Origin of the sequence: Limnothrix redekei LRLZ20PSL1 (genome assembly GCF_043235035.1) — a bacterium.
GTDB lineage: Bacteria > Cyanobacteriota > Cyanobacteriia > CACIAM-69d > CACIAM-69d > CACIAM-69d.
Genome location: NZ_JAZAQF010000012.1, coordinates 172452 through 193216 on the forward strand (window position 1 = coordinate 172452; position 20765 = coordinate 193216).

General features: G+C 56.5%; 15 protein-coding genes and 1 riboswitch. Of the genes, 8 read left to right on the forward strand and 7 right to left on the reverse strand.

Annotated features, from left to right (window positions below):
* Window positions 1-49: 49 nt before the first annotated feature.
* The 5 genes from tgt (at window position 50) to mnmE (ending at window position 5088) form a co-directional block, all read left to right on the forward strand.
* Window positions 50-1201, forward strand: a complete 1152-nt coding sequence (gene tgt, locus VPK24_RS02660) for a tRNA guanosine(34) transglycosylase Tgt (protein ID WP_199291584.1) — start codon at window positions 50-52, stop codon at window positions 1199-1201.
* 116 nt (window positions 1202-1317) lie between these two features.
* Entirely contained in the window at window positions 1318-1800 is a 483-nt protein-coding gene (locus tag VPK24_RS02665) for a Tic20 family protein (RefSeq protein ID WP_393010466.1), read from the forward strand.
* Between the two features lie 173 nt (window positions 1801-1973).
* A complete protein-coding gene (gene rpsF / locus VPK24_RS02670; protein WP_099532772.1) occupies window positions 1974-2312 on the forward strand; it encodes a 30S ribosomal protein S6 in 339 nt (112 codons plus the stop codon).
* A gap of 435 nt (window positions 2313-2747) precedes the next feature.
* The gene (locus VPK24_RS02675) at window positions 2748-3404 is read left to right on the forward strand and encodes a DUF1499 domain-containing protein (RefSeq protein WP_393010469.1); all 657 of its coding nucleotides are present in this window, start codon (window positions 2748-2750) and stop codon (window positions 3402-3404) included.
* Between the two features lie 274 nt (window positions 3405-3678).
* On the forward strand, window positions 3679-5088 hold the full coding sequence (mnmE, locus tag VPK24_RS02680; protein WP_393010471.1) for a tRNA uridine-5-carboxymethylaminomethyl(34) synthesis GTPase MnmE: 1410 nt from the start codon (window positions 3679-3681) through the stop codon (window positions 5086-5088).
* 57 nt (window positions 5089-5145) lie between these two features.
* On the opposite strand, the gene VPK24_RS02685 is transcribed toward mnmE, so the two are convergent.
* Together VPK24_RS02685 and VPK24_RS02690 are read right to left on the reverse strand one after the other, a co-directional pair.
* On the reverse strand, window positions 5146-5697 hold the full coding sequence (locus tag VPK24_RS02685) for a Uma2 family endonuclease (RefSeq protein WP_393010473.1): 552 nt from the start codon (window positions 5695-5697) through the stop codon (window positions 5146-5148).
* A 97-nt stretch (window positions 5698-5794) separates the two neighbouring features.
* Window positions 5795-6769, reverse strand: coding sequence for an isoaspartyl peptidase/L-asparaginase (locus tag VPK24_RS02690; protein WP_393010475.1), 975 nt, complete (start codon window positions 6767-6769; stop codon window positions 5795-5797).
* Between the two features lie 665 nt (window positions 6770-7434).
* On the opposite strand from VPK24_RS02690, the gene VPK24_RS02695 reads away from it, so the two are divergent.
* Window positions 7435-9441: a CHASE2 domain-containing protein gene (locus VPK24_RS02695; protein WP_393010477.1), complete on the forward strand. Its 2007-nt coding sequence runs from the start codon at window positions 7435-7437 to the stop codon at window positions 9439-9441.
* A 1021-nt stretch (window positions 9442-10462) separates the two neighbouring features.
* Complete coding sequence (locus VPK24_RS02700) at window positions 10463-13486, forward strand: bifunctional diguanylate cyclase/phosphodiesterase (protein ID WP_393010479.1); 3024 nt, start codon at window positions 10463-10465, stop codon at window positions 13484-13486.
* Here VPK24_RS02700 and recJ read toward each other — a convergent pair.
* The 5 genes from recJ to VPK24_RS02725 form a co-directional block, all read right to left on the reverse strand.
* Window positions 13458-15596, reverse strand: coding sequence for a single-stranded-DNA-specific exonuclease RecJ (gene recJ, locus VPK24_RS02705; RefSeq protein WP_393010481.1), 2139 nt, complete (start codon window positions 15594-15596; stop codon window positions 13458-13460). The genes VPK24_RS02700 and recJ overlap by 29 nt on opposite strands.
* A 37-nt stretch (window positions 15597-15633) precedes the next feature.
* The gene (gene fabG, locus VPK24_RS02710) at window positions 15634-16383 is read right to left on the reverse strand and encodes a 3-oxoacyl-[acyl-carrier-protein] reductase (protein ID WP_393010482.1); all 750 of its coding nucleotides are present in this window, start codon (window positions 16381-16383) and stop codon (window positions 15634-15636) included.
* A 156-nt stretch (window positions 16384-16539) separates the two neighbouring features.
* On the reverse strand, window positions 16540-17148 hold the full coding sequence (gene pyrE / locus VPK24_RS02715; RefSeq protein ID WP_393010484.1) for an orotate phosphoribosyltransferase: 609 nt from the start codon (window positions 17146-17148) through the stop codon (window positions 16540-16542).
* A 57-nt stretch (window positions 17149-17205) separates the two neighbouring features.
* Window positions 17206-17352 (reverse strand): hypothetical protein, encoded by a 147-nt coding sequence (locus VPK24_RS02720; protein ID WP_393010486.1) that lies wholly within the window; start codon window positions 17350-17352, stop codon window positions 17206-17208.
* Entirely contained in the window at window positions 17352-18329 is a 978-nt protein-coding gene (locus tag VPK24_RS02725; protein WP_393010488.1) for a cysteine synthase A, read from the reverse strand. Before VPK24_RS02725 ends, VPK24_RS02720 begins: the two co-directional genes overlap by 1 nt.
* Before the next feature lie 547 nt (window positions 18330-18876).
* Window positions 18877-19029, forward strand: a riboswitch (cyclic di-AMP (ydaO/yuaA leader).
* Window positions 19030-19032: 3 nt separating this feature from the next.
* Here VPK24_RS02725 and VPK24_RS02730 point away from each other — a divergent pair.
* Window positions 19033-20394, forward strand: a complete 1362-nt coding sequence (locus VPK24_RS02730) for an ArsB/NhaD family transporter (RefSeq protein ID WP_393010490.1) — start codon at window positions 19033-19035, stop codon at window positions 20392-20394.
* Window positions 20395-20765 lie beyond the last annotated feature (371 nt).

A 20765-nucleotide genomic window follows, 5' to 3' on the forward strand; every position in this document is an offset into this window, starting at 1 on the left:
TGGGTTTTCAGAAATTTGCTCAGCAGTCCGAAAAATTTTGCCCCCGTTCATGAGTGCTATTGCCCCTGATTTTCGGTTTGAGTTAGTGGCTGAATGTTCCCAAACATCGGCCCGCGTTGGTGTTTTTCACACGCCCCACGGCATTGTGGAAACCCCTCGCTTTATGCCCGTGGGCACATTGGCCAATGTCAAAACCCTGTCGCCGGATCAAGTGGCCGCCACTGGGGCCCAGATGATTTTGTCGAATACCTATCACCTGCATTTGCAACCGGGTGAAGGCATCGTGCAGGCGGCGGGCGGACTGCACAAGTTTATGAACTGGCAGGGGCCGATTCTGACGGACTCGGGCGGGTTTCAGGTGTTTAGCCTCAGTGAAATGCGGCAAATTAGCGATCGGGGCGTGACGTTTCGATCGCCCCACGACGGCAGCATTATTGATTTCACCCCCGAAAAATCCATTCAAATTCAAAACGCCCTCGGATCCGATGTGATCATGGCGTTTGATGAATGTCCGCCCTACCCAGCCACCCGCGAACAGGTGGAAAAGGCGACCGATCGCACCTACCAATGGCTGCTGCGGTGCATCGAGGCCCATCAGCGTTCTGATCAAGCCCTATTCGGCATTGTTCAAGGGGGAACCTACGCGGATTTGCGAGCCAAGGCGGCGGCGGATTTGGCGGCCCTGGATCTGCCCGGCTACGCGATCGGGGGGGTGAGCGTGGGGGAACCGCCGGAACTGATTGAGCACATCGTGAAAGCGACCACGCCCCTGTTGCCTCCCCACAAATTGCGCTACTTGATGGGGGTGGGGACTTATCGAGAAATGGCCCAGGCGATCGCCGCCGGGATTGATGTGTTTGATTGCGTGATTCCCACAAGACTGGCGCGGCATGGGGCGGCCCTGGTGCAGGGTGAGCGTTGGAACCTGAAAAACGCCCAATTCCGGGAAGATTTCCGGCCGCTGGATGAAACCTGCCCTTGCTACACCTGCCAAAACTTCAGCCGCGCCTACATTGGCCACCTAATCCGCGCCAAGGAAATTTTGGGCTACACGCTGCTGGCAATCCACAACGTGACGGAGCTAATCCGATTCACGCAGCGGATTCGATCGGCTATTTTGGCGGGCAATTTTGCCGATGAATTTGCCCACTGGTTGCGCCCGGCTGATGACCTGGCCGCCGCCGCCCGACTCGATGATTGAGCATCCACCCATGATCCACGGGCGATCGCCAGCAGAAGCGCGATCAAGTGGGGCGATCGCACCATGGCCCGCCCAAAACCAGCGTCTAAAATAGATCAATTCAATGCTCTCGGGAGATGCCGATCGTGAACTGGCGCGGAACGACGACAACTTGGCGCGATCGCCTGTTTGGTGCTTTGGTCTATGCCCTGCCGCTGGTGGATGTGGAGAGGTTTAGTAACTCCATCTTCGGAGAACTGCCATTTTTGCAGGTGTTGTATGTGCCGCTGCAGCCCCTGCTTCAGCTCTACCAAATTCCCTTCATGAGCTTCATCATCTTTTTGGTGCTGTTCCTGTTGGTGGTTCGTAACAGCAACATCAGCTATTTCATTCGCTTCAACACCATGCAATCGATTCTGATTTCGATTTTGGTGTCACTCTGTAGCCTAGTAATTGGCGTGATCTTCCAGCCAATGGGGGGGTTCATTGAGGAGACCTTGGGCAGCACGGTGTTCTTGGGAGTTGTAGCGGCAGCCATTTACTCGATCGTCCAGTCGGCTTTGGGGCGCTTGGCAGAAATTCCCAGCCTCTCGGAAGCGGTGCATATGCAGGTGCGCTAATCGCTGTTCACGGCATCGGGGCGATCGGGAGAATTCGGGCGATCGGGCAGCCCCTCGGTGGGGTATGATATACAGCCCGTGAATCCTTGTCGATCGGCAACAGCGGGGCCCTCAGCATTGCCCCCCAGTCAGCCCGATCGACCATTCTATTGTCCGCAAGGAACTACCCATCCATGTCTGCAAATCGCCTCTACGAAACGATGTACATCCTGCGCCCCGACCTCAACGAAGAGGCCGTGGATGCCAACATCAACAAATATCGGACGATGCTGACGGAGCAAGGAGCCACCGGCCTCGAAATCCAACACCGTGGCAAGCGCCGGTTGTCCTATGAAATCAACCGTTGCCGCGAAGGCGTGTACATCCAAATGAACTATGAACACGCCACCGGCAGCCACATCGCCCCCATGGAAAAGGCCATGCGCCTCAGCGAAGACGTGATTCGCTACCTGACGATTAAGCTCGATCCTCGCAAGGTGAAGGCCGCCGCCGAAGCAGAATCGGCTGCTTAAATCCCAAGCTCGATCGAGTGGGGTTTGAACTTCCATTCAAACCAAAACAACTTAAGGGCCAGGGCGTGGGAGCTACCGCGCCCTTTTTTGCGCCCGTGGTTTTGCCCAAACCCTGATCCCAGCCAGCCAACTTTTTGGGAAATCGTTACTCTAGGGCCAGGGAAATCGATCGAACGTATCCGTTCCGCAGCGTCGGGCTGGCTCCGTGAAGATACATCCCTGATTTTGCAGCAGTGCTGGCCTGAAGATTTGCCCAATTGACTTGATCAAAATTCAGTTCATTAGACTGAAAGCTGAGCCAATCCGGCTCAGTCGAGTCAACTCCATTGGCTAACCTCCGTTGGCTAACCTCCGTTGGCTAAGCTCAGTTCGTTCAGTTCATTCAATTCCAAGCCCAAAATTAACAAACGGCGGATGCAACCTATGGGTGGGGTGATGGGGAAACCACAAGATCAAAATCAGTTCAGAACCCAAAGCCATTCGCTGCGATCAGGCAACGGCAACGCCCCCGGCTGGTTGGCTTGGGTGGCGGCCCTGCTGCTGTGGCTACCGGCAACCACGGCCTGGGCCGCGCCCGGGCCGATCATGGGTTCTGTTTTTGGCAATTTGTTTGCGGGCAATCGCCCCGAAAACTTGGGTGCAGTGGCGGGTCAACTTCGCCCCTGTCCCAACAGTCCCAATTGCGTCAGCAGCCAAACCCCGATCACGGATTTGCAACACACGATCGCCCCGCTCCAGATTATGGGCGATGCTGATCATGTTTTTGCGGCCCTGACCGAGTTGGTGAAAGCGACGGAACGCACCACCGTGATTACTGAATCGCCCAATTATCTCTATGCAGAATTCACCACACCGCTGCTGGGGTTTGTGGACGATGTGGAATTTTTGCTGGATGGAGAAACCAATCAAATTCAGGTGCGATCGGCTTCGCGATTGGGAGAATCAGACTTGGGACTCAATCGTCAGCGCATCGAAACCCTGCGGGCCCAATTGACCCAAAAGCTAGCTTTGGAACAGGCGGCGGTGATCCTTACGCCCTCGAATTCAACTCTTGAGAATTCAACTCTTGAGAATTCAACTCCTGAGAGTTAATTTCCTCATAATTCAGCCCCTGAATGAGTTTTCTGAGAGGATGTCTGCCAAGCCCAAACTGCTACCTTTCAGGTCTCACCGATCAACAAAGACAAGGGGCTTAAGCTCCTTGCCCCTAAGACTACGAGTGCTTTGCCAGGATCCCAAGTTACTCCTCAGGCATCCTCTAAACCCATGGGCTAATTTGGGCTAATTTGGGCGAATTTATGCCCTAGATTAGTCCCCTGATTCCTGAAAACAGAACCATTGCAGAGGATTGCAATAGACCGAACCTATGGGTGCATCGGCCACAAAGCAAGACACAATTGCCGCGATCGCCACGGCAATTGTGCCGCAACAGGGCAGCGTTGGCATTGTGCGGATGTCGGGGCCCGAGGCCTGGGCGATCGCCCGGCGAATTTTTCGGGCCCCCGGCTCCCAACCCTGGGATAGTCACCGAATTTTGTATGGCTATTTGCACAATCCCCAAACGGGCGAAACCGTTGACGAAGCGCTGCTGTTGCTGATGGCGGCTCCGCGCACCTACACCCGCGAGGACGTGGTGGAACTCCACTGCCACGGGGGAATGATGGTGGTGCAACAAACGCTACAGCTCTGTTTGCAGCAGGGGGCGCGTCTGGGGCAACCGGGGGAATTTACGCTGCGGGCGTTTTTGAATGGGCGGATTGACCTGACCCAAGCGGAAAGCGTCGCGGACTTGGTGGGGGCCCAGTCACCCCAGGCGGCCCAGGCGGCCTTGGCGGGGGTGCAAGGGAAGCTGGCCCGGCCGATTCGCGATTTGCGATCGAACTGTATGGATTGGTTGGCAGAAATTGAGGCCCGTATTGATTTTGAAGACGATCTGCCGCCGCTGGATTTGCCCGCCGTGACGGCGGCCCTGCAAACCATCGCCAGCCAGATCGATCGCTGGTTGGCCACGGCCGATCGGGGTGAGCTGTTGCGCAGTGGGTTGAAGGTGGCGATCGTCGGGCGACCGAACGCGGGCAAGTCCAGCCTGTTGAACGCCTGGAGCCGCAGCGATCGGGCGATCGTCACGGAGTTGCCGGGAACCACACGGGACGTGGTGGAATCGCGGCTGGTGGTGGGCGGCATCCCGATCCAAGTGCTGGATACGGCGGGAATTCGGGAAACCGATGACCTGGTGGAAAAAATTGGGGTGGAGCGATCGCGGGCTGCGGCTCGATCGGCGGATTTGCTGTTGTTGGTGATCGAAGCGCCCCGGGGCTGGACGGGGGGCGATCGGGCCATCTATGAACAAATCCGCGCCGCCGACCCCGATCACCCCCTGCCGCCGACCGTTTTGGTGGTGAACAAAATCGATTTGGTGGCTCCGGAAACGATTTCGTCTCTGTTGCCCCAGGATTTTGCCCAAGTGGTTTACATGGCAGCGGCGGAAGGACGCGGTATTGACGATCTGGAGCAGGCGATTTTGCAAATTGCCCGATCGGGTCGGGTACAGGCGGCGGATTTAGATGTGGCGATTAACCAGCGACAAGCGGCGGCCCTGCTACGGGCCCAACAGGCGATCGGGCGGGTCTGCGAAACCATGGCCCAACAATTGCCCCTGGATTTTTGGACGATCGACCTGCGGGATGCGATTCAAGCCCTGGGGGAAATCACTGGCGAAGAGGTCACAGAATCCGTGCTCGATCGAATTTTCAGCCGGTTTTGTATTGGCAAATAATTGGCGAATAATTGGCAAATAATATTAAGCGGCTAATCAACAAATAGCGTTGAGTAGCTAATCCAAACCTTGATAGAGGGCGCTGATTGGAAACTCCAGATTCAGACTGGTTAGCATCACTTGATCGCCCGTTTGGTAAACCGTTAATTCCCAAGCACCATCGACCTGGCGGCGATAACAACTGACCAGGGGTTGATCCTGTGAAATTAATAGATATTCTGTTAGCGAATCCAGTTTTTGATAGTCCTCAAACTTTTGGGTGCGATCGAACAATTGGGTACTGGGCGAAAGCACTTCTCCAATCAATTTGGGATAGCGTTTGACCTGGCGATCCAGGCGATCGCGCGGGTCACAGGTGACAAAAATATCGGGATAGTAATAGAACTGATCTTGGTAGGCAACTTTGACATTGCCCGAATGAAACCGACAGTCCGAATTGCCCAAGTGCAAATTAATGAGCGTTAACAAATTGAGGGCAATTCGATCATGGTTATCCGTGCCGCCCGCCATCGCATCAACCAGCCCCTGACGATATTCGTGGCGGTGGGGGCTGGCTTGTTCTAGCTCTAAATAATCCGCAGGGCTGATGTAGTTAGGAACGGCAATCATGGCGGCGCGGCACGGCTTGGCTATGTCAATTTTAACCAGTCCCATTTAACCAATCCAATTTAACCAACCCAACGGGCCAAGCCGGAGCCGATCGCCCCTAGCAACTGCCCACTTGCAACCCGTCGGGCAACTCCAGCGTGTCTCCCAAGGTTGTGCCGTTGTGGTAAGCCGCCAACAAGACCTCACTGGTTTTGCCCCAGGCGATCGCCCCGGTGGCATCCAGCCCGATCGCCCCCAAATCGCGACCCCGATCGGCCGCTTCTGCCATCGACTTTTCAAAGGCCGCCGCCAAGCCCAGGCCGTCATCCACCCGGATCACAATCTTGGCCGCCAAGCATTCGTCCAAAATGTCTTCGCCAATGCCGGTGCAACTCACGCCCGCGTGGGCCGTGGCATAGTTGCCCGCTGGGGTGGCGGAGTCGCTGACCCGGCCAATGCGCTCAAAGCCTTTGCCCCCGGTGGAAGTGCCGGCCGCCACGCGCCCTTGCTGATCCAGCGCTACTACCCCAATCGTGCCGCGGCCCGCCGAGTCCGATCGGGAACCGGCCTCAACTTCGGCGATCGTGGCAGCCATCGATCGCTTGCTGAAGTTGTCCTTGCGCTCCTCGATCCACTCGTTGAGGCGCAAATCCGTTAGTGGGTTATAAATCGGCAGGGCCAGTTCTCGCGCCAACTCCGCCGACCCCACATCCGACAACACCCGATCGCTCTGGGTTTGCAAAAAGGCCGCCAGTTCGATCGGGTTTTGGATCCGCGACACATTAATCGTGCCGCTGAACCGTTGGGCACTGCCATCCATCAGGGATGCGCTCATGCGAATTTGCCCATCGGACTGCAACACTGACCCCGTACCCGCATTGAAGCGCGGCTCATCTTCCAACAACCGACAGCCCAGCACCACCGCCTCCTGGGCACTGGCCCCGGCCAACAAACGTTGATAGACCTGCTCCACAATGCCGGACAGCAGCGCTCGCACAGCAGCCACGCCCCCTTTGCCCTGGAGCGAGCTGCCCGCGCCGCCGTGGATGATCAATTTGGGTTGGGTGTTGGGTTGTGTAGATGCTTGACTCATGGCGGGTGATCGAACGGACGATCGCAAAAAGATCGCCTCAGATTGTCCGGCTTTGGGGGAGGCTTGTCCAGGGCTAGGAAGAGGGCGAAAGCCTTAGAAAATGACTGAAACGGGGCGATCGTGATTTGCTAACTCTTGATCAAATTCCAAACAGATATCGACCAAATCCCGATCACAGCGAAGCAAGGGGGCTAAACCCTTTGTCTGAACGCCTGGACAGAGCCAGGCCTTGACCTGCTGAATGTTGAATCTTGACCAGATCCCGATCGCGACTGGACAAGGGGTTTAGGGGGGACAATTCAAGTATCAATTTTGACGAGCCAGCCGCCGCCTTGGCCCGCAACGCCTCTCCGTTCCCATTCGGGAATCTTGCTCGTTCTCCAGCCAAGCAGGCTACAAATGTTCCAGAATCAGCGATTCTGAGGATTCAAGGCTAAGGTAGGGGGTGATCGCGGCGACTCTCACTCAATTACTGATCTCAAGCATCATCAATTCATAGCAATCCAGTGATCCGAGTAAATCTAAGGAGATCCGAAGAAATTCGAGGAGATTCAAGGAGATTCAAGGAGATTCAAGGAGATTCACGCGGATCAACGAAGCAATGATTTAGCATCTGACCGGCCCGGCCATCCTCATGACCATCCGCCCACCGTCGCCTGCGTTCCATGTTGGCTCAACCCTTGCTTAAAACCATCACGAAATGGATTCGCCTCCTGAATCGGTTATGGGCCGGGTCAGTGTTGCTGTCTTGGCGCGATGGGATAGCGATCGCCCTATTGGTGGCGGTGGTGGTGGTGACAGTGCGGGGGTTAGGCTGGATGCAGGGGACAGAGTGGGCCGCGTTTGATTTACTGGTGCGGTGGCGGCCGGCCCGTTTGGAGCAACGGGTGGTGTTGGTGGTGGTGACGGAAGCGGACTTGCGACTGTTTCGGCAATGGCCCCTCTCTGATGAAAAGTTGGCGGACTTGCTGGAAACGCTGGAAGAGTATGAACCCCGGATGATTGGGCTGGATTTGGTTCGGGATTTTCCCATGCCCCCGGGGAACGATCGCTTGGAAAAGTTGCTGCGCCAGTCCGATCGCCTGGTGGGAATCCGCAAGGTCAGTGGCGAGGGCATCGCGCCGCCACCGGCCTTGATTGACAAACCAGGGGCGATCGCCGCGTCGGATTTGCTGCTGGATCCCGATCGCAAAGTCCGACGGGCAATTTTGTCTTTGGCTGACCAGCAGGATCAAGCGGTCTTTGGTTTGGGAACCCAAGTGGCGCTGAACTATCTGGAGCGCCAGCCCAACCCGATCACGTTGGAAGCCCTCGACGAAGAAGCAGGCATCTATCAACTGGGTCGCGCCACCATCACCCCCTTTCAGGGCAACGATGGGGCCTATGTGGGGGCGATCGATGATGGCTATCAACTGTTGTTGGACTATCGCGGCTTGGCCTGTCCCACCGACAGCCAACGCAATTGTGGGTTTCAGGTTTACTCCGCCAATGATGTTTTAAATCGACGTGTGCCCCTGGATGCCCTCTACGATCGACTGGTGTTGGTGGGAGTCACGGCGGAAAGTCTGGGCGATCGGTTCTATACCCCCTACAGCGACACAGACCAGGGCCCGCAACTGACCTCCGGCGTGGAAATTCATGCCACGATCGCCAGCCAACTGCTGTCGGCGGCGATCGACGGCTGGCCCCTCCTTCAGGTTTGGAGCGACTCCTGGGAAATGGGCTGGATTGTGCTTTGGACGGTGGGAGGCACGCTGCTGGGCTGGACTCTGCGTCAACCGTTGCTGCTGTTTGCCATGACGGCTTTGGGCATCGTGGCCATTCTGGCGGCCGCTTGGCAAGCGTTGCAATGGATGGTTTGGATTCCGCTAGTGCCGCCGGTTTTGGGGCTGGTGGGTGGTTCCTTTGGGGCCTCGTTGGGGTTGGCGGCCAAAGAACGGCGTGATCGACAAACCATCACCGAGCTGTTTGAGCGCTACGTTACGCCGCAGGTGGCCCAGGTGATTTGGCAAAGCCGCCACCAAATTGTGCGGCGCGGGGAATTCATTGGGCAGATTTTGCCAGCCACGGTCATGTTTGCGGATTTGGTGGGGTTCACATCGATCGCGGAATCCAACCCACCGGAAATTATCTTTCCCTGGCTGAATGAGTATATGCAGTCCATGACCCAAAGCGTGCTCGATCGCAACGGCATCGTGAACAAGTTCATTGGCGACGCAATCATGGCCCTGTTTGGCGTACCGGTTCCCCAATCGCGCGATCACCAGGTGGGTGACGATGCGATCGCTGCCGTCACCTGTGCCGTGGAGATGGGTCAACGGCTCCAGCGCTTAAATCAACAGTGGCGCGATCGAGGCCGCCCCACCGCCGCCATCCGGATTGGTATCGCTTCGGGCCCCGTCATGAGTGGTTGCATTGGCAATGTCCGCCGGTTGGAATACACCGTTATTGGGGACACTGTGAACATAGCCGCCCGATTGGAAAGTTATGACAAATCCTTTGATGGAGGACTTTGTCGCATTTTCATTGAAGAAGAAACCTATCGCCATGTGCGCGACCGCTTTCCCACCCGATTCATTGGCCCAGTTACCCTTAAGGGGCGAGAACGGGCCACAAATATCTATCAAGTGCTGTTACCTTTGCAGCCAGATGATCTCAACAAAACCCCTTAGAATGCTCGCTGCAACCCCTGCTTTCCCAAGTTCTGGGAGAGCAAGGTTCAACCGGCCCCATCAGCCCAAGAATGGAAAAAGACTCGCATCACTCGGTCGGCAGGTTTTGAAAATGGTGCGGGTGAAAGTGGTGTGGGATCGAACAATCTCGATCCATTCTGTCCAAGCTCTCCTAGCTCAGGCTATCCCAGTGCCCGTGGGACTTTTGGACAAAAACCAGCATTATTCAGCCATTTCTGAAGTATTTTAGAACCACTTTTCAAGTTATTTTGCCGGCTGGCTCTTGGGTCATTTTTCCTAGTCATTTTCTTCAGTCATTTTTTAAAGGCATTTTGCTGCTTTTTTCAAAACCCACTTCCAAGCCCATTTCCAAGCCCACTTCCAAGCCCACTGAACCGCATCCCGTGGCAATGGCCCAATCCCGATCGCCCACTCAGCCACTGACTAACTAGCCTGCTCGGTCACCGATCACAGGAGCCACGGAGCCAAACCGGCTTGATCGGCCGTCGGCCCAGCGGCCACCAGCCCCCTGACCCAGACCTCAAGCGAGATATAAAAGGGTGCAATTTTCGCTCATCACCTAAAATGTGACCTTGTTCAACACCAGGCAAAAGGGGGCGAATATTTTTGGACGAATACCCTTGAGCCAAGATATTCCTCCAAAGATCTTTGCTATTCCATCACCTTGATGACAGCAGTGGCATCCGGTCTGCCTTGGTGACGAATGACCAAGATATTTTCTGTTGATTGCCGATTGCTTGCCGATTGCTTGTGTGTTGCTTGCCTGTTAATTGCCTGTTGAAGACCTGCCAATCACCTATTGATCGCCCGTTGATGCCTATCAATCCCCCGTTGACGGCCTGTCAATTGCCTGTGGATCGGATGATGATCCCCGCCGATTGCCATCGATCGTCCAGTTGATCGCTCACCTGCCAACTGTCTGTCGGGAGGTTACCAACCACCCCGAAGACCCAACAATCACGCGGCGGCCCAGTCGCTTTGTGCTTATTTGGTTTTGTCTATGAAGATGCCTTGGCTACCCACGATCGTTGCGAGCGGAACTGTTGTTGCGATTTTGGCCGGCACTTGGCTATTTGATCAGGCCGATCGTGATCGCCGTTTATACGATCGACGATCGCGCATTTCGGCGGAGCTGACGGCCCTGGAAACCCAAATTCAAAGCAACCTGAAGGTGCGGGCCATGCTGGGCTACAGCCTCGCCACCTACATTGCCACTGAAGGGCGGCTCAACACCGCAGCATTCAACGCCTTTGCCGGTTCAATCATTGCCGATGATCCGGCCATCCAAGCGGTGCAGGTGGTTCAGGGGCCGCGGGTTGTATACCGCTATCCCCCGTTGCCCCCTGCCGAAATTAGCCCCCGAGTTCCCACTTCAGCCGCTTGTCCGCCCCAGTCGATCGCGGCGGGTCGATCGCGGGCCCCCTCTTGGACATTAGCCACGGATTTACCCTGGAACTTAAATCCCGTCTGTCTCCCCCGTCTTCAGTTCGATCGCCCCCGGCCTCTGCTTCTCATTAACACCACTATGCCCATTCGTCAGTTGGCTTCCTTGGGTCAACCCCCGATCCAAGTGCAAGTGGCGATCAAGGTCAACCAAGTGGTGGAAGATTTGCGCGCCAATCGCCAATCGTCAGTCCATCTGGCCGTGTGGGTGCGGGGCCAAGCTTTGGAGCGGCAATTTGGGGAATTAATTTTGGCTCGCCAGCAACCGGTGCGATCGTTCCTGCAAGTGGGCAACAGCCATTGGGAGCTGGCGGCCTTGCCCCGAGATGGTTGGGTGCTGTACTCGCGTCGATCGCTCTGGACTTGGTTAACTGGCTGTGGCTTGGCGATCATTGGCGGTGTGCAGATTTATCGCTGGATGCAGTTGCCCGCTCGCCTGGCCGATCGGGCGCAATCCAACGAAGATCGCTGGCAACTGGTGCTCCAGGGCAACAATGACGGCATTTGGGATTGGAACCCCAAGTCCGATGAAGTGGTCTACTCTAGCCGCTGGAAATCTATGTTGGGCTATCAAGCCGATGAAATTGGCAACCGCCGATCGGAATGGATTTCTAGAGTGCATCCCGATGATTTGGGTCGCGTTTTGCGGGGCTTTGACGATTATGTCAACCGCAAAATCAATGAATATTCCATGGAATATCGGCTGCGATGCCGCGATGGCCAATACAAATGGATTTCGGCCCGAGGCCAAGCCCAGTGGGATCGCCGGGGACAAGTGCAAAGAATGGTGGGATCCATTACCGACATTGACAAACGCAAGCGCTCAGAAGCAGCCCTCCGAGAAAGCGAAGAACGGTTTCGGGCGATCGTGGAACAGGCCGCGATCGGGATTTGCCAAATTGACCCCAACGGCCGCTATTTACATGTCAATCAGCGGTTCTGTAACCTCCTGGGCTACACAGAAGCAGAACTTTTGCAGCAAACTTTTCAGGATTTGACCTATCCCGGCGACTTGGCTGAAAACCTCAAACAATCCCAGCGGCTGTGGCGAGGCGACATTTCCTCCTTTTCTCTGGAAAAACGCTACCTGCGCAAAGACGGTCAGCTCCAGTGGGTGAATGTGACCGTTTCCCTGGTGCAATCTGCCAGCGACGCGCAGCCCTACACCCTGGCTTTGGTTGAAGACATCAGCGCCCGCAAACAGGCGGAAGAACAGTTAACCTACAACGCGTTCTACGATGCCTTGACGGGGCTGCCCAATCGAAACTTATTTGTCGATCGGCTGAAAGTTTGCCTCAGCCAATCCCAACGCCACGCCAATCGGATGTTTGGGGTGTTGTATGTGGACCTCGATCGGTTCAAAGTGGTCAACGACAGCCTAGGACACCATGCGGGCGATGAACTCTTGGTGCAAATTGGCCGCCGTCTGCAAAGTTGCCTGCGGTGCAACGACACCGTGGCCCGGCTGGGGGGCGATGAGTTTGCCGTGATTTTGGACGATGTGGGCACAAGTGAGGAGGCCCTGTGGGTAGCAGATCGGGTGCAGGAACACCTGAAACAGCCCTTTCACATTCATGGCCATGACTTCTACACCAGCGCCAGCATTGGCGTGGCCCTCAGCCAGGATCCCGCCACCCAACAGCCCTACGCCAACTGGCAAAACCTCATGCGCGATGCGGATATTGCCATGTATCGCGCCAAGGCCAACGGCAAGGGCTGCTCCCAAGTCTTTGAGCCAATGTTGCACCACAGCACCCTCACGCAGTTGCAGATTGAAAGCGATTTGCGCCAAGCTCTCAGCAACAACGGTTTAGAGGTCTATTTCCAACCGATCGTCCGCATTCAAGATCTGCGGTTGGTGGGCTTTGAGGCCCTGGTGCGCTGGAATCACCCCCAACAGGGTTGGATCTCGCCGTCCGTGATGGTGGCCGCAGCAGAGGAAACGGATTTGATTGTGCATTTGGGGGAATGGGTGTTGGCGGCGGCCTGCGCCCAACTGCAACAGTGGCGATCGCGCTGGCATCGGGATCATAGCCATCTCCCCCTCTCCATTAGCGTCAACATTGCGGGGCGACAGTTTGCCCAAGCAAATTTGGTGCAGCAGATTGAACGAACCCTGATGGAAACGGGCTTGCCGCCGGCCTGTTTGCGCATTGAGGTGACCGAAAGTGTGATTGCGGAGCGGGTCGATTCGGTGGTGGATAAGCTGGCACGGCTCAAGGCGTTGGGGGTGCAATCCTGCATTGATGATTTCGGCACGGGCTATTCTTCCCTCAGCCGGTTGCAGCAGTTCCCCATCAACGCCCTCAAGGTCGATCGCTCCTTCGTGAAGGATCTGCCCTACTCGGAAGACAGCGCCGCCATTGTGCGGACGATCGTGAACTTAGCCCGCAGTTTGAACATTCACACGGTGGCCGAGGGCATTGAAACCCCAGAACAGTTGCAATGTCTAGAACAGTTGGGCTGTGACTATGGCCAGGGCTTTTTGTTTGCCAAACCCATGCAGGCGGCCGCGGCGGAAGAATTGTTGAGGGGCGATCGGGTGCTGTCGGTCATTCGGCCCCAGTTAGGCCTGAATTAGCAGGATCAGCCCCAGTTAGGGCCCCTTTGGCGGCGGCAATCAGCGATCGAAAAAAGGGATGATTCAAATCCACCGGCTCGGCGGTTTCCCGGTTGGGGCCGAGTAAGCCGGTGGATTCGCCATCAACCAGGGCCAGCACTTTGCCCTCGGGGTTGCGGATTCGCAATTCCGGTTGGCCGTCCCGATCGCCCCAGGCGCAGTTGTAGGGGCGATCGCGGAAGGTAAAGCTAGCCCGCTTGGGATTCGGGGGAGCAAGGTGATCAAGCCCCTTGTCTGGCACGGCGGCCGTTACGGCCGGATCGTAGGTAACTGGGCGATCGGCGACGACGGGCGATCGAACCGGGGCACTACCAGCCACAGCGGGCCGGATCGCCACCACGTCCAATTCCAAATTCACCGCGCCGTTCCAGTGGTTCTCCTTGAGCTGATAGGCCACATCCACCACGGGCGGTAACGGAAACGCATCGCCCCAACGCCAGGCGATCGCCTCCATTTGGCCCGTCCCATCGGACACCGTGAGCCGCAGATGCTTGCGATCCTGGCCCAACTGCCGCTGACCCACCACCTGCAACCCTGGCGACCAAAACACCGGGTCGGGGTTGCCAATGCCGCAGGGGTGCAGCATGTCGATTTGTTCGTAAAGTTCCCCGTCCAACTCGCTTAGGCTGGCCCGTACATCGGGCTGCACCAGCGGGCAAATATGCTCCGGTTGCAGGCAGGTTTGGGCAAATTCCCGCAACCGCGCCTCAAAGGCCGGCAAATTGGCCGCCGGGAGCGAAAAGCCGCCCGCCGCTCGGTGGCCGCCATGCTTGGTCAGCAGGTCTTTGCAATATTCCAGGGCTTCAAAGACGTTGAATTCCGGGATACTGCGGGCGGAACCGCGCACCTGCTCGGGGTTTTCCTCTTCGTAAGTGCCGATGAACACGGGTGCGCCGTAACGCTCCACCAACCGGGAGGCGACAATCCCGATCGTCCCGTGGTGCCAATCCGGTTGCACCACCAGCATCACCCGCGCCGCCTTCAGATCCAAGTCGCTGGCTTGATACCAGGCGTGGGCTTCCTGCTCAATTTGGTTGCAAATTTGTTGGCGCTTCTGGTTGATTTCCTCGCACTGCATGGCCCGCTCCAGGGCCTCACCGCTGTCATCGGTGGTCAGCAGGTCGATCACCACGTCCGGCTGGTGAATCCGCCCCACGGCGTTGATCCGCGGCCCGAGCCGAAAGCCGATCGCCTCCGGTTTCAGGGGGCCTTTGCTGGTGCTGGCCGTGGCGTTGCCGTCCCCTTGCCCATCATCGGCCACGCTGATCCCCGCCACCTGTTGCAGGGCGCGAATCCCGGGCACGGTGGAAAAGGGCAGCAAACTGAGGCCCCGCCTGACCCAGCGCCGATTCACGCCGGTCAGGGGCGCAAGATCGGCGATCGTCCCCAGGGTGAACAGTTGCAACAGGGATTTCCACGGGGCCGATCGCTCCATCCGCTGGGCCAACGCCACGGCCAACACGTAAGCCACGCCGACCCCGGCTAATCCGGCGTAGGGCGAGGCCGGATCGATTAATTTCGGGTTCAGGATCGCGTTGGCGGGCGGAATCCGGGGCGGCACATCGTGGTGATCGGTCAGGATCACGGTTAACCCCAACTCCCGGGCCCGGGCGATCGGCTCGTAGGCGGCGATTCCGTTGTCCACCGTCAGGATCAGGCTGATCCCGTTTTGGTGAAACTCCTCCACGATCCGCTGATTAATCCCGTAGCCATCGGTCATCCGGCTGGGGATCGAGGCGGTCACATCGGCTCCCAAATGGCGGAAGGCGCGGATCAGCAGGGCGGTGCTGGTCATGCCGTCCGCGTCGTAGTCGCCGCAAATTCCGAGCCGATCGCCCCGTTCGATCGCCTCCGCCAACAGATCCAGCGCCGGGGCCAGGTCGGGAAACTCCGCGATCGGGCTGGGCAGTTCCGCCAAATCCGGGTCGAGAAACAGCTCGGCCAGCTCCGGCGTATCGATGCCGCGATTGATCAGCACCTGCGCTAACAGCGGCGACAGGCCCGTGGCCGCTGCAATCTCAGCGGCGCGATCGGCATCTTCCGGGGCGATCGCCCAGCGCGTGGCTCTCATGATTTAGCTCCGGAATGTGCAGAAAACGAATCAACCCTTACGCCATCACCATGCCGCCATCCACGTTAATCGTTTGGCCCGTGATGTAGGCCGCCGCCGGATCCGCCGCCAAAAAGGCCACCGTACCCGCAATTTCCTCGGGCTTGCCGTAGCGACCCAACGGAATCGCCTTCAGGATGCCTTCGCTGTCCAGGCCTTCGGTCATGTCCGTGGCGATGAACCCCGGGGCGATCGCATTCACCGTAATTCCCCGCGCCGCCAGTTCCTTGGCCACCGTCTTCGTGAAACCAATCACGCCCGCTTTGGCGGCGCTGTAGTTGGCCTGGCCCGGGTTGCCCATTTGCCCCGCCACGGAAGCGATGTTGATGATCCGGCCAGACTTTTGCTTCAGCATCACTTTGCTGACGGCCTTCGTGCCCAAAAACACGCCGGTCAGGTTCAGGTCAATCACCGCCTGCCAGTCTTCCAGCTTCATCCGCAGCAGCAGCGTATCGCGGGTAATCCCGGCGTTGTTCACCCACACATCGACGCGGCCCCATTTGTCCAAGGTGGCTTGCAACAGCGCATCCACCTCGTCCGACTTGGATATGTCGGCTTTCACGGCGATCGCTTCGCCCCCATTCCCGGCAATTTCCGCCACCAAGCTCTCAGCCGCCCCGCTGGAAGCCGCATAGTTCACCACTACCTTGGCCCCTTCGGCGGCCAGGGCGAGGGCCGCAGCTCGGCCAATTCCCCGAGAAGCCCCGGTTACAACAGCCACTTGGTTTTGCAGGCGGGTTCCAGTCACGGTTACAAGCTCCCAAAAACAGATTTCAGACAACAAAATTCAATACGAAAATCCACCCGTAGGGGCGCACCGCGTGCGCCCAGCCCCCACCCGAATTGATCGAACCGGAGGGCGCACGGCGGTGCGCCCCTACAGGAATGCGGGTCGGGTGATCGATTAAGGTTGGGTCGATCGCGCCGCGTAATGGGCCTGTACATCGGCGATCGAGAACAGCGCCTCAAAAGCCAAGCCATGTTGCGCGTAAAGTTCCGCGCCGCCCTGCTGGCGATCAACCACGGCCAAGACCCGATCGACCTTGTAGCCCGCTTCCCTCAGGCGATCGACCGCCTTCAGGGCCGACCCACCCGTCGTCACCACATCTTCGAGCACCACCACCGATGACCCCGGCTCCAACGCCGGCCCCTCGATGTAGGCCATCGTGCCGTGGCCCTTGGCTTCCTTGCGGATGATCAGGGCAGAAATTGGGCGGTTTTCCAGCGCCGACACCACACTCACCGCCGACACCAACGGGTCAGCCCCCAGGGTCAACCCGGCCACCGCCGCCGCGCCCGTCGGCACTTGCCCCAACAGCAACCGCCCCAAGGCTAACGCTCCCTCAGGATGCAGCGTCACCGGTTTGCAGTTGATGTAGTAGGTGCTTTTTTGGCCCGAAGAGAGGGTGAAATCGCCTTCGCGATAGGCGCGATCGCACAGCAAATCCAACAGGCGATCGCGCAATTCAGCCTCACCGGCAGTGGCGGCCCAGTTCCCAGCGGTAACGGTCATGGCGACAGATGGAGCGACAGGACGAAGCAAACGAATAGCAACAAAAATTGCGACTCCCTATCCTACCGCGCCGGGTACGCACCACCGATCGTCACCGGTTGACCGGGCGATCGACCCAAACACCCATCTCCGGGCGATCGCACCACCACCTCCGTAGGGGCGCAAGGCGTTGCGCCCTCCGGCTTGCGGGGATTTAACCTGCATTAATCCGGCATCACCAGCCCCTTGCTGGCCAGCCACTCCGCGTTATAGAGCCGCGACTGATACCGCGACCCGCCATCGCACAGCACCGTCACGATCGTGTGGCCCGGCCCCAGTTTTTCCGCCAGCTTCACCGCCGCTCCCACATTGATGCCCACGGAGCCGCCCATAAACAGCCCCTCCTTTTTCATCAACTGAGCCAGCACCGCCAACGCCTCCGGATCCGTCACCCGAATCGCATCATCGATCGGCACGCCCTCCATATTCGCCGTCACCCGCGAATTCCCGATTCCTTCGGTGATCGAGCTGCCTTCCATTGTCAGCTCCCCGGTTTTCGCGTAGCTGTAGAGCGCGCTGCCCATCGGATCCGCCAGCACCATTTGCGCTTGGGGGCTCTGCTCCTTCAGAAACATCGCCACCCCTGCATAGGTGCCGCCCGTGCCCGTCGCCGCCACCCAAGCGTCCACCGTGCCGTCCGTTTGCGCCCAAATCTCCGGCCCCGTCGTTTCGTAGTGGGACTGACGATTAGCCAAATTGTCGAACTGGTTGGCCCAAATGGCGTTCGGGATTTCCGTCGCCAACCGGCCCGACAGCTTCACATAGTTATTAGGATCGCGGTAGGGCACGGCGGGCACGGTCTTCACTTCCGCCCCCAGCGTCCGCAGCAGGTCGATTTTTTCCTGGGACTGGGTATCGGGAATCACGATCAGGCACTTGTAGCCCTTAGCGTTGCAAATGTGGGCGAGGCCAATGCCCGTATTGCCCGCCGTGCCTTCCACGACCGTGCCGCCGGGTTTCAGCAACCCGCGCCGTTCCGCATCTTCAATAATGTAAAGGGCCGCCCGATCTTTAACCGACCCACCAGGGTTCAAAAATTCCGCTTTACCCAGGATTTCGCAGCCGGTTGCGTCACTAAAGCTGTTGAGCCGGATCAGCGGAGTATTACCAACTGTCCCGACGAATCCATTTTTGATATCCATTGCTCGGGGTCTAACGGCGATTTGGTGACTCAATTTACGGTGAGTTTGACTCGTTTATTCACAGTACCGGAACTTGGGAGTTGTACCTAGAGTCAAATCCCAGGCGATCGCCCCTTGATTGACCCACCCAAGTTATCCATGCTAGCGTCAAACGGCAGTCTGTCCAAATAATCTGTGATCCATGACACAGGTTTGAATCCACCGAGCCAACTCAAAAGAAATTCATCAAAATCTATCAGTTGCCCAAAGTCTTTAGGCTGATTCCACCTGAGTCTTCATGCATTGTCTCCATGCTTGGAATGACATGCCTAGAACTATTGGTTTTGGTGATTACAAAATCAATAGCAAAGTGAAGAAACTTTTTGGCAATTCGTCAAGAAATTTCATCAGTCGTGGTTAGACAACCTCAAGGTAGACGTTTTTAGCTGAAGGGCAATTAGACCAAGTTTGGATTGTTTTGAGTAGACACTTGATTGGATTAAGTCGCTTTATGTCATTGATAAACGACATGGACAAATTGCAACTTTCACTATCTCGTAGTCAACGCTTAATCGATCGGCTCTGGTCTTTAAGTCCAATTGAAGCAGGGCGATCGAGCGGGGGAACCAGCCTAAACTTTGGGGCGAATCTTGTGCTGCAAGAAGGCTACTTCCAAGCCTAGCCCGTCAGCTAACCTCGTCAGCCAATGGAAGGAGAATCGAACATGCTAGAGCAAATCGGAAACCTAGACGCTTGGATTGCCGGAATTGTCTTCATCACCGTCATTGTGGTGATCATGACGGAATGGATTCACCTCACGGTTGCAGCCTTTTTGGGAGCGCTGGTGTTGGTGTTTGCCCACGTAATGAGCTTGAAAGAGGCGATCGGGTATATCAGTCAGAGCCACGGAACCCTCGCCCTCTTCTTGGGGGTCATGATTTTGGTGCGAGCCTTTGAACCCACCAAAGTTTTTGACTATCTAGCCACCCAAATGGTGATTTTGGCCCAAGGCAAAGGCAAAAATTTACTGTTAGGGATTGTGGGCATCACAACGCCCATTTGTGCTGTTTTGCCAAACGCCACCACAGTCATGTTGTTGGCTCCTTTAATTCCCCCATTGGCAGAAGAAGTGGGCGTAGATTTCGTGCCCCTTCTGATTTTGATGGTTTTTGTGGCCAACAGTGCTGGCCTTTTAACCATTGTGGGTGACCCAGCCACCTACATTGTTGGGGACGCAGTAAATTTAACCTTCACCGAATACCTAACTCGCCTCAGCCTAGGGGGTGCTGTGGCGATCGGGGTGCTTGTTTTGCTGCTTCCTATTTTGTTCCGAACCACTTGGAAGAAAGAGCTGAAAAATCTGGACGACTTGCCCCATCCCAAAATTAATCACCCGCGCACATTAGCCTTTGGTGGTCTGATTGTGCTGCTCGTGTTGGTCTTTTTTGTGATTGGTGAGTCATTGCCCATTCCTGTTTCTCCCGCCGCCGTTGCCCTCCTAGGTGCTGCGTTAGCCTTGCTCTTAGCCCATCACAGCAAAATTGACACCGTTAATAACATTTTGCGAGATGTGGATTGGAGCACATTGCTGTTTTTCATGTCCATTTTTGTGCTGATCGGCGGCTTGCAAAAAACTGGCGTGGTCAGTCTTTTGTCAGGAGCCTTGGCAGCCATGCTCGGAACCAATATTTTCTTGGGTTCGATCGCCCTCATTTTCTTTGTGGGCTTGGTGTCTAGCGTTGTTCCCAATATTCCTTTGGTCGTGGCAATGGTTCCCCTGCTCAAGGAATATGTGGTGAATGTAGGGATGGCTGGGCCAGAAATTTTGGCGCAGGATTATTCTGGGAGCTTTCCTCCGCAAGTGTTGCCCCTGTTCTACGCAATGATGTATGGCGCAACTCTGGGAGGTAACGGAACCCTAGTCGGTGCATCTTCCAACATTGTGGCGGCTGGAATTGCTGAATTGCACGGCAAAAGTATCTCTTTTCATCGCTTCTTAAGGTATGGAATTCCGGTGATGCTAGCCCAACTAGTTGCCGCTTCTTTGTATATGATAGTGCGGTTTTTGCTGCCGGGTCAGTCTTGAGTTTAGTTTCTCGATGATAATGACTGAGTGAGAAAGTGGGTTGGTGGTCGCCAGCCCATTTTTTATGATAGTTTTGATTGTGTTCAGTATGAGTAAAATAGAGTATTGATGTTAGTTTCAAATATAGATTTTAGAGCTGGTCTTGGCTAGTTAATATACAACAGGATCATGCATTTTAGCGTTAATGTCTTTGCCTTTTATCCATAAGACTTTGAGACTGCATAATGAATTGTTAGATGATTTTAACGTGAATTCGGGATAAGGGGAGCGAAGGAAAGACGGGGCTGGTTAAGCTGAGGCATTAACCAAAACAACACTCAGCCCAACCCCGCCATGCTCAGTCTAGAAGCTCTGTTCTGCAAAATCGATGA

Excerpts from the sequence above, each read along its gene's own strand:
- rpsF (WP_099532772.1), top strand. The coding sequence starts at position 1,974 with ATGTCTGCAAATCGCCTCTACGAAACGATGTACATCCTGCGCCCCGAC.
- VPK24_RS02720 (WP_393010486.1), bottom strand. The coding sequence starts at position 17,352 with ATGCAGGTTAAATCCCCGCAAGCCGGAGGGCGCAACGCCTTGCGCCCC.
- tgt (WP_199291584.1), top strand. The coding sequence starts at position 50 with ATGAGTGCTATTGCCCCTGATTTTCGGTTTGAGTTAGTGGCTGAATGT.
- VPK24_RS02695 (WP_393010477.1), top strand. The coding sequence starts at position 7,435 with ATGTTGGCTCAACCCTTGCTTAAAACCATCACGAAATGGATTCGCCTC.
- VPK24_RS02675 (WP_393010469.1), top strand. The coding sequence starts at position 2,748 with ATGGGGAAACCACAAGATCAAAATCAGTTCAGAACCCAAAGCCATTCG.
- VPK24_RS02685 (WP_393010473.1), bottom strand. The coding sequence starts at position 5,697 with ATGATTGCCGTTCCTAACTACATCAGCCCTGCGGATTATTTAGAGCTA.
- pyrE (WP_393010484.1), bottom strand. The coding sequence starts at position 17,148 with ATGACCGTTACCGCTGGGAACTGGGCCGCCACTGCCGGTGAGGCTGAA.
- VPK24_RS02665 (WP_393010466.1), top strand. The coding sequence starts at position 1,318 with ATGCCGATCGTGAACTGGCGCGGAACGACGACAACTTGGCGCGATCGC.
- recJ (WP_393010481.1), bottom strand. The coding sequence starts at position 15,596 with ATGAGAGCCACGCGCTGGGCGATCGCCCCGGAAGATGCCGATCGCGCC.
- VPK24_RS02690 (WP_393010475.1), bottom strand. The coding sequence starts at position 6,769 with ATGAGTCAAGCATCTACACAACCCAACACCCAACCCAAATTGATCATC.
- VPK24_RS02725 (WP_393010488.1), bottom strand. The coding sequence starts at position 18,329 with ATGGATATCAAAAATGGATTCGTCGGGACAGTTGGTAATACTCCGCTG.
- VPK24_RS02700 (WP_393010479.1), top strand. The coding sequence starts at position 10,463 with ATGAAGATGCCTTGGCTACCCACGATCGTTGCGAGCGGAACTGTTGTT.
- mnmE (WP_393010471.1), top strand. The coding sequence starts at position 3,679 with ATGGGTGCATCGGCCACAAAGCAAGACACAATTGCCGCGATCGCCACG.
- VPK24_RS02730 (WP_393010490.1), top strand. The coding sequence starts at position 19,033 with ATGCTAGAGCAAATCGGAAACCTAGACGCTTGGATTGCCGGAATTGTC.